Consider the following 7,816-nt stretch of genomic DNA (forward strand, 5'->3'; position numbering starts at 1 on the left):
TCAAACCTTTCCGAGCGTGTCGAGGTCAACGGTGAGGCCGGCGAGACCCGCCTGTTCGCGCAGCATGGCAAGGTCGGCTGCGGTAAGCGGGATCCCTTCGGCAAGCCGCGTTTTCATGCGGTTCGCCTCCGGTTCTCCCGGCATCAGGATCGGCTGATCGTCGTCGATCCGCGGACAGGCGCGGGCGCGGGTGACGAGGTCGCCCATGCGCGTGCCATAGACCGCTTCGCCGAGGAAAAGCGAGGGCCGGAAGGCGATGAAGCTGTGGCCGACATTCTGCGGCCGGTCGAGATCGCGATACTGGTCGCCGACCGTGCCGCCATAGGCCGCGCCGCTCATCACGCCGGCCAGGACCTCCATCATCAGCGACAGTCCCGATCCCTTCGGGCCGCCAAGCGGCAGCACGATGCCTTCATAGGCCCGGCGGGCGTCCGTCGTTTCCCGGCCTTCCGCGTCGAGCGCCCAGCCAGCCGGGATCGGTTCGCCTTGCTGCATCGCGCGGCGGATTTTTCCGCGCGCGACGACGGAGGTTGCCATGTCGAGCACGATCGGCGGCGAGCCCTCGCCACCCGGCGCGCCGAAGGCGAAGGGGCTGGTGCCGAGGAAGGGCGTGCGTCCGCCCCAGACCGGCATGGTGGGCGAAGCGTTGGTGAAAACGAAGGCGGCATAACCGGCGTCGATCGCTTCCAGCAGATAGGCCGCGGCCATGCCGAAATGGGCGCTGTTGCGGACGCTCGCCATGCCGATGCCGCATCGCTCTGCGGCAGTGATCGCCTCCTGCATGGCCCGGCGGGCAACCACAAAGCCGAGACCATCATCGCCATCGACATGCGCGGCAGCGGGCATCGGATGCGTGACGCGGATATCAGGTCGGGCGCGCACCAGGCCGCGGCGCAGGCGGTCCGCATAAACGGGAATACGTGAAACGCCGTGGGTGCCGACACCGCGTAGATCGGCAAGCACGAGATAGCGCGCGACGGAGGCAGCATCCTGTTCGGGGACGTCGAGGCCGGCGAAAATCGCGGCGACCAGCGCCTCCAGTCGTTGCGCGTCCACATGCGCGATCGTGTCGTCCTTTCCCGGCATGCACCGATCCTCCTGCAGGAAGTCCAAGGGTATGAGAGCAAGATCTAGCAGTGAGAGATGCGAATGTATACTATTGTATCCAGAGAATCTGGATGACATGCTGCCCTCGATCTTGACCCTAGCGTGTGCGGGCCAATGCCAGGAACTCCCGGATCGGTCGGGAGAGCGGGCTCGATCCGCGCCGCACGGAAAGCAGCTTTCGGCTGGCCCATTCGTCCGAGAGGCGCACGCTGATGACATCCGTTCCCGCAAGCAGATGCAGGCTTGTCGAGCGAAGGAAGCCGATGCCGAAACCTGCCTCGACCATGCGCACCAGCGACGGGAAGGTTTCGACGCGCACCCGCTCGCCGAGCGCCCGGCCGCTGCGCGCGGCAGCCTCATTCAGCAGCCGGTCGAGCGCCCCGCTCTGGTGGATGCCCACCATTTCGTATTCGGCCACCATGTCGAAGCTGACCGGTTTTCCCGATTGCAGGCATGCCGCTAGCGGATGATCCGGCGAACACAGGACGAGCACGTTGTCGTCCTCGAAGATCTCCGTTTCGAAGCGTGCGACATCATTGTTGTCTGCGACAAACGCGATGTCCGCCTGCCCATCGTCCATCGCGGCAAGCGCAAGGGCCGCCGACATCTCTTGTATGTCGAGGCTGATGCCGGGATGGCTCTGTGCATAGATTGCCAGAAGCTCCGGCAGCCGGCCCGACAGGGAGGAGCTGGTGCAGGCAAGCCGCAACGAACCGCGCGTGCCCGTCGAGAAATCGACCATCTGCGTGTTGAGGTCGGCGACCTGCCGCAGAATTTCCCGGCAGCCGGAGACATAGACCTCACCCGCCGGCGTCAGGCGTGCGCCCTGCAGGGAGCGGTCGAACAGCGCAACGCCAAGTCTCGCTTCCAGCTCGCTGATGCGCCGGCTGACGGCGGACGGCGCAATGTTCTCATGCTCCGCCGCCCGCCCGATGGACCCGTACCGAGAGACCGCGACGACGAGGCGTGCCGTTACCGGGTCGAAGGGCTGCATGCTGCGCCTCCGTTGCTGTCGGCGGCAGGGATGGATCGGTAAGGCCGAAGTCGCGTCGCACCCGCGCCACGAGGCTCGCGTCGAAACGGTGCAGCGAGTAATCCCCGCAGCGTCGGACGAAGGCGAGATAGCGTTCGATGGCGGAGGCGAGGTTGGAAAGGATGACCAGGATCATGGCACGTTCCACCGATTGGGGGTTGCTCGATATCCATGGCCTATCGGTTCCTGTTGCTGGCGGGTAGCGACGGTTGGCGAGGAGGGCATCGCGCCTCGGCAACACCTGTCTCCTGCCTTCAGCCCTTACCCTCCCCGCCCGACAACCGCAACCAGAGCGGCAGGATCGACGGCGCGGCCAGAACGACGATGATCACGCGACACAGGTGATGCAGACTCACGAAGGCTGGATCGGCATCGAGCGAGATGGCGATCAGGCTCATCTCCGGCAAGCCGCCCGGGACCAGGGCGAGCAGGCCGAGCGCGAAGGGAATATCGAGATAGCGGTCGAAGGCGATGGCGAAGAGTGCGGCCAGGGTGAGGCTGAAGCAGGTGAGAACGAGGCCGAGCACCACGCCGGTCAGCATCGTGCGCCGTGCAACGCCGGCAAAGTGCTGGCCGATCGTCGCACCGATCACCACCTGAGCGACGGCGATAACGAGGTCGGGTACCGCCGCATCCGTCAGGCCTGTCATATGGGCCGCGGCGCTCAGCGCCAGCGGACCGGTCAGGTTCGCCGCCGGCAGGTGGAGGCGGCGGCCGAGGATGATGCCGAGCGCGGCGCAACCGGCTAGAATGGCCGCATCCAGCGGCGAGATCGTCAGCGCCCAGTGCATCGTCCTGTCGACTGTGCGCCCCGTGAGCGCGGCAAGCGCACCGGAGAGGGTGAGCGACAGCGGCACGATCGTGATCAGGAGAACGAGGCGCGTCGCATGCACCATGCTGACACTGCGTACATCCGCCTTGAAGGCGGGCGCCATGGAGATCAGTTCGCTGAGGCCGCCGGGCATGCCGCTCAAGGCGGCCGTTGCCGGATCGAGCCGGCCGAGCCGGCGGCATACGACGATGCCGAACGCTGCGACGATGACGGTATAAACGGCGACGGCGGCAAGGCTCACCGGCCACTCGGCCGCCTGGCGCAGCACTTCAGGCTTGAAGGCGCTGCCGACCATCAGTCCCACAACCGCGATCATCGCCGCACGCGGCTTCGGCGAGGCGCTCACGCGTATACCGGCAATCGCCAGCGCCATGGTCAATACCATCGCACCCAGCAGCCAGCCGAGCGGCAGGCCGAGCATGTAGCCGCACCAGCCGCCGACCGTACCGATGGCCAGTGTGCGGAGGGTCTGATGCAACGGAACGGTCTTGCCGTGCCCGGCCGCCTTCAGGGGTGGGGTCTCATGCTTCGACAAAGGTCGTACCATTTCGCTTTTGCTTTGCATCCAATGGCATGCAATTAAACAAGCCCGTGGACAACGCCTTTTTCCTTCTGTAGCCGGAAAGTCCACACGGACGGGAGAGCCAGCCATGACCGCATCCAAGGACCTGCTTTCCAAGACGCGCGGCCAGAGCACCTATCAGGCCATTCTGACGGCCATCCGCGACGGCATCTATCGGCCGGGCGATCCGTTGCGCGAGGAGGAGGTGGCGACCCGCCTCGGGGTCAGCCGCACGCCGGTGCGCGAGGCACTGGGTCGCTTGCAGGAGAAGGGCCTTCTCGAGGCGGCCCCTGGCCGCGGGGTCGCCGTTTCGATCCTCTCCATGCAGCAGATTTTTGAACTCTATGCCATGCGCGAGGAACTGGAGGGTGTCGTCGCCCGCTTTGCCGCCCGCCATGCGACCGAGGCCGAGATCGCCAATCTGGAGCGGCTCAATGCCCGTTTTGCGACCTCTGAGGATCCGAAGGTTGCTGCCCAGTGGAACCGGCAGTTCCATGCGCGCCTCTACGATGCCGCCCGCAACCGCTACCTTCGCCAGGCGGTGGAGGACCTGCAGGAGACGATCGCGCTTTTGCCTGACACGACCTTCATCCAGCCGGGCCGCACCACGACGGCGACCGACGAGCATGTCGCAATCATCGAGGCGATCCGTCGGCGCGACTCGGAGGGGGCGGAAAAGGCGGCGGTCGGCCATATCAAGGCGGCGCTCGAGGTTCGTCTCGTCATCACCAGGACCGAGAGCTGAAGCATTCCTGCGCCTTGTCGCTTGCGCCTCCGTCATGGCTGTGGCCAACAGGCGGGATCGCTGCCGAGCGGCACGGGCATGCGGCTCCAGACGGCGCGCACACCGTCGAAACGAAGCGCCGGCCGCAGGGCGGTGACGCGGCCGAAGGCGGTGTCATGCGTCTCCAGCAGATCGGCCACGGCGGCAAAGTCCGGGTTGGCGGACGGGTGCGCGGCATCCTCACCCAGCGTGTCGCGCATGCGCCACATCCAGTGCGCCGTCGCGGCAAGTGACAGCGTCGCCTGCCAGCGCCCACCCTTTTCATGGCGCCGGATGAGGGCGAGCATGGCGGCGAAGGCGGCGAGATAACCGGTGAGATAGTCGAGCGGCTGGCACGGCAGCAGCGCTGGTCCCCTGCCCTCGCGTCCCTCCATCGCCATGCCGGTTGTTGCCTGCACGAGGCTGTCGTAGCCCCTGCGCCCCTGCCAGGGACCTTGCAGCGAGAAGGCGGACAGCGAGAGATGGACGAGATGGGGATTGAGACGGTAGAAATCTTCGCGCCCGAAGCCGCGTTCGCGGAGCGATGACGACCGGTAGGCGTCGAGAACGATATCGGCATCGGCGGCGAGCGCCCGCAAGGACGCTATCCCCTCCGCGGTATCCAATTCGCAGAAGGCCGCGTGTTTCCCGAAGCCGGTATCGATCACCAGGGAGGGGATCGACGGAAGGCGGGGGCTGGAGACGCGCATGACCGTCGCGCCGTGCTCGGCCATCGTGCGGCCGGCCATGGGGCCGGCGATGACGCGGGAGAGATCCAGCATGCGCAGGCCGGAAAGCGGCCGTTCGCCGCCCGGCGGCAGCGGCATGGCCGTGGCTCCGCCTTGTTCTAGACACACGAGAGGCTGCGCCGCGATGGCTGCGGCCTGCGGTTCGCGCAGCCAGTCGACTCGCCCCCGCACCCGGGCGGCGCACAGGCCGCGCCGGATTGCCTCCCTCTCGATGTCCTCTGCCCGGCGCTTGGCCACCGCCGCCCGCACCGCAGCGCCATCGTTGGCAACGCCCAGGAGAGCGAGCAGGCCGTCCCGCAGATGGGGGAAATTGCCGTGCAGATAGACCCATTCCCCTTCCGCCGCCGCATAGAAGCCAGTGAACGGATCGCGGAATTTGGCGGGCTTTGCATCGACCAGCAGGTAGCTGGAACTTGCCATGGCAAGCTCCGCCTCTCGCGTGTCCAGCGAAACGTGTGGGCACTTGCCGGTTTTCAGTTCGCGGATGCGCGACGCCGCCAGCCCCACTGCGCCGAGCACCGCGGTGGCAAGCGGCGCGATGGGCCAGGACGTGGCGAGCGCCTTGGGCCGCTCCTCGAAAGTGAGACGCTCGAGGGGCGCGTCGTCCCACCTGGCAGCCTTGAGGAGGTCCTGAAGCGGCCTTTCCGCGGCGCCGAGGCTCATCGGTCCCCCTCCCCTTCAAATGGGGCGATGGCCACCTCGCCCTGCATCAGGCGCCGTGCCGTGCGGTAGACCCGGCCGCTCTCGACATGCCAGCCGTTGCCGCGTTGAAACACGGTCGCACCGGCCTCGACGATGCCGGAGGGATGGGCAACCCGGATGGCTTGCATGTCCGCGTGTCCGGAGCATAGCCGATGCGGCAGCGACCCCTCGATCCGGCAGGCGACGGCAAGGCACATGGCGCCGGTCAGCGTCACCGCCCGGTGCGCGCGTTCCATGGAGAGCATGCGGATCGCGATGTCCTGTGCCGCGCCCTCGACGGTCCGGCCGTCGAGCGTTACGAAGGTGGCAGGCGCCGAGACGACGGCGATCTTGGGATTGGCCAGGCCAACACTGTCGGGTGTCTGCCCAAGCCCCATCCGCACAGCGGCGGCACGGCGCAGCCGGTCGAGCAGTGCCATGACGGCGCGGTCCGCCTCGATGGTGTCGGGATGCTCCGATCCGGCAAGGCCGACATCGTTCGCCGCAACGAAGGCGACGGGGTTGCTGGCATCGACCAGCGACATGTCAAAGGCGCGGCCATCGATCTCGATCGTCTCGATAACCTGCCCCGTCGGCAGGAGACCGGATGTCACCGTGCCGCCGGGATCGAGGAAGTCGAGGGCGATGGGCGCTCCTGTTCCCGCAACGCCGTCCACGGTGGCATTGCCCGTCGTTACGGCCTTGCCGTTGCGAACCGGAAAGCGGGCATGGATGATCTTCTTCGTGTTGACCTGATGGATGCGCACCAGCGCCTCGCCGTCCGCCGCGCACACCAGCCCTTCGTCCACCGCGAAGGGGCCGACGGCTGAGGAGAGGTTGCCGCAATTGGCGCCCCAGTCGACGACCGGGCGGTCGACGGCGACCTGCGCGAACGTATAGTCGACATCGGCGTCCGGATGCGTCGGCGGGCCGATGATGACGGCCTTCGACAGCGACGAGGTACCGCCGCCCATGCCGTCGAGTTGGCGGCCGTTGGGATCGGGGCTGCCGAGAGCTGAGAGCAGCATCCGTTCGAGCACTGCATGATCCGGCGGACAGTGCCGGGCATGGAAGAAGAGGCCCTTGCTGCTGCCGCCGCGATAGAAGACGGCCGGTATGAACGTCTGTGTCATCGTCCCTCCTTCCCGCCCGGGCCTTGCCTCAGGCGAGCTGCATGATCCCCGAAACGAAGTAGACAGCGCCGATCCCGGTCACGATCCAGCGCGTCCAGGCGCGGAAATTGGCATCCGTCATGCGGTGCAGGATGATGTTGCCCGAGCGTGTGCCCAGCACGGCGATGGGCACGGCCGCGGCGACCGCCAGCCAGCCCTCCGATGAAAGCGTCATGGCTGCATCCCAGTAGAAGATCACCTTGGTCGCATGGGTGAAGAACTGGATGGCGGATTTGGTGGCGATGACCGTGCGGCGGTCCATGTTGGTACGGATGAAGAAGACGTCGATGCTTGGCCCGGAAACACCGACGCCAATCGCCAGCCCGCCGGACACGAAACCGCAGACAAAGGCGTGCAGCGGTTTCGACGCGTCGAGTTCCAGCTTGCCGAGCGGCAGCCAGACGAGGATCGGTAGCAGGCCGACGACGATCGAGACGACGATGAGGCTCGGACGGTAGGCGACGAGCAGGAGCAGGATCGCGGCGCTGAACAGGCCGGCGGTGAGGACGGCGAGGATGCGGTAGTCGAGGTAGTCGCGGGAAAACCAGGCCCGCGACCCGTTCGATACCATCTGTACCAGGCCGTGCACGGCGATGGCGGTGGCGACAGGCACAAGGAACAGGAGGACCCAGAGCAGGATCATCCCGCCGGCCATGCCGAAAATGCCTGACAACAGCGATGTCAGGAACACCGTGACGGTCATGCCGGCGAAGAGTACAACGGTCATGGAGAGCTCGGAATTGTCCGGGCGAAGGGCCGGCGCGGCATCGTTCGGCAGCGGCGGCGCCGCCTTTCAGGGTTGGGCACCGGATCGATCACGACCCGGTGCCCTTTATGTCGTCAAGCTGCGAGGTCTCTCAGGACGGTTTGCAGGATACCTCCGTTGTTCATGTATGTGACCTCGTCGAGGGTATCGA

At 66.6% G+C, this 7,816-nt stretch carries 8 protein-coding genes; 1 reads left to right on the top strand and 7 read right to left on the bottom strand.

Annotated elements, in window-relative coordinates; translation table 11 throughout:
* The 4 genes from EXZ48_RS19915 to EXZ48_RS19925 form a co-directional block, all read right to left on the bottom strand.
* Entirely contained in the window at nucleotides 1-1,086 is a 1,086-nt protein-coding gene (locus tag EXZ48_RS19915) for an Ldh family oxidoreductase (RefSeq protein ID WP_050745608.1), read from the bottom strand.
* 118 nt (nucleotides 1,087-1,204) lie between these two features.
* Nucleotides 1,205-2,101 (bottom strand): LysR family transcriptional regulator, encoded by an 897-nt coding sequence (locus EXZ48_RS19920; protein WP_050745607.1) that lies wholly within the window; start codon nucleotides 2,099-2,101, stop codon nucleotides 1,205-1,207.
* Nucleotides 2,019-2,276, bottom strand: coding sequence for a hypothetical protein (locus EXZ48_RS34940; RefSeq protein WP_156334123.1), 258 nt, complete (start codon nucleotides 2,274-2,276; stop codon nucleotides 2,019-2,021). The genes EXZ48_RS19920 and EXZ48_RS34940 overlap by 83 nt, the downstream gene beginning before the upstream one ends.
* A gap of 118 nt (nucleotides 2,277-2,394) precedes the next feature.
* Nucleotides 2,395-3,450 (bottom strand): AbrB family transcriptional regulator, encoded by a 1,056-nt coding sequence (locus EXZ48_RS19925; protein WP_165909377.1) that lies wholly within the window; start codon nucleotides 3,448-3,450, stop codon nucleotides 2,395-2,397.
* A gap of 172 nt (nucleotides 3,451-3,622) precedes the next feature.
* Between EXZ48_RS19925 and EXZ48_RS19930 the strand changes: the two genes are divergently transcribed.
* The gene (locus tag EXZ48_RS19930) at nucleotides 3,623-4,279 is read left to right on the top strand and encodes a GntR family transcriptional regulator (RefSeq protein WP_050745605.1); all 657 of its coding nucleotides are present in this window, start codon (nucleotides 3,623-3,625) and stop codon (nucleotides 4,277-4,279) included.
* 32 nt (nucleotides 4,280-4,311) lie between these two features.
* Here EXZ48_RS19930 and EXZ48_RS19935 read toward each other — a convergent pair whose 3' ends face one another.
* Genes EXZ48_RS19935 through EXZ48_RS19945 form a run of 3 tightly spaced genes read right to left on the bottom strand, consistent with a single transcriptional unit; the run spans nucleotide 4,312 to nucleotide 7,626 of the window.
* Entirely contained in the window at nucleotides 4,312-5,709 is a 1,398-nt protein-coding gene (locus tag EXZ48_RS19935) for a CoA transferase (protein WP_130517787.1), read from the bottom strand.
* A complete protein-coding gene (locus tag EXZ48_RS19940; RefSeq protein WP_130517788.1) occupies nucleotides 5,706-6,860 on the bottom strand; it encodes a 2-methylaconitate cis-trans isomerase PrpF family protein in 1,155 nt (384 codons plus the stop codon). Before EXZ48_RS19940 ends, EXZ48_RS19935 begins: the two co-directional genes overlap by 4 nt.
* A gap of 28 nt (nucleotides 6,861-6,888) precedes the next feature.
* Nucleotides 6,889-7,626 (bottom strand): sulfite exporter TauE/SafE family protein, encoded by a 738-nt coding sequence (locus tag EXZ48_RS19945; RefSeq protein ID WP_023515505.1) that lies wholly within the window; start codon nucleotides 7,624-7,626, stop codon nucleotides 6,889-6,891.
* Nucleotides 7,627-7,816: the final 190 nt, after the last annotated feature.

Origin of the sequence: Shinella sp. JR1-6, from assembly GCF_004284735.1 — a bacterium.
Classification (GTDB): domain Bacteria; phylum Pseudomonadota; class Alphaproteobacteria; order Rhizobiales; family Rhizobiaceae; genus Shinella.

Coding starts and splice junctions, on each gene's coding strand:
- EXZ48_RS19920 (WP_050745607.1), bottom strand. CDS start 2,101: ATGCAGCCCTTCGACCCGGTAACGGCACGCCTCGTCGTCGCGGTCTCT.
- EXZ48_RS34940 (WP_156334123.1), bottom strand. CDS start 2,276: ATGATCCTGGTCATCCTTTCCAACCTCGCCTCCGCCATCGAACGCTAT.
- EXZ48_RS19915 (WP_050745608.1), bottom strand. CDS start 1,086: ATGCCGGGAAAGGACGACACGATCGCGCATGTGGACGCGCAACGACTG.
- EXZ48_RS19945 (WP_023515505.1), bottom strand. CDS start 7,626: ATGACCGTTGTACTCTTCGCCGGCATGACCGTCACGGTGTTCCTGACA.
- EXZ48_RS19935 (WP_130517787.1), bottom strand. CDS start 5,709: ATGAGCCTCGGCGCCGCGGAAAGGCCGCTTCAGGACCTCCTCAAGGCT.
- EXZ48_RS19930 (WP_050745605.1), top strand. CDS start 3,623: ATGACCGCATCCAAGGACCTGCTTTCCAAGACGCGCGGCCAGAGCACC.
- EXZ48_RS19940 (WP_130517788.1), bottom strand. CDS start 6,860: ATGACACAGACGTTCATACCGGCCGTCTTCTATCGCGGCGGCAGCAGC.